2 rRNA genes are annotated in these 248 nt (G+C 54.8%); both read left to right on the top strand.

The features are described from left to right. Positions 1-66, top strand: a 16S ribosomal RNA gene (locus C3B52_RS36025); the annotation flags it as partial. A 66-nt stretch (positions 67-132) separates the two neighbouring features. Beyond that, a 5S ribosomal RNA gene (gene rrf, locus C3B52_RS36020) occupies positions 133-248 on the top strand; the annotation flags it as partial.

Below are 248 nucleotides of genomic sequence, written 5' to 3'. Positions count from 1 at the left end.
TAGATGACTGGGGTGAAGTCGTAACAAGGTATCCGTACCGGAAGGTGCGGATGGATCACCTCCTTTCTATGGAGATACGACGATTAACGCACATTCGCTGTTCAGTTTTGAGAGAAGCATTCTCTCATATAGTCTGGTGATGATGGCGGAGGGGACACACCCGTTCCCATGCCGAACACGGCCGTTAAGCCCTCCAGCGCCGATGGTACTTGCTCCGCAGGGAGCCGGGAGAGTAGGACGTTGCCAGG

The organism is Brevibacillus reuszeri, assembly GCF_002897295.1.
Classification (GTDB): Bacteria; Bacillota; Bacilli; order Brevibacillales; family Brevibacillaceae; genus Brevibacillus; species Brevibacillus reuszeri_A.
The sequence above is the reverse complement of the archived record's forward strand: the minus strand, read 5'-3'. Positions and strand labels throughout refer to the sequence as shown.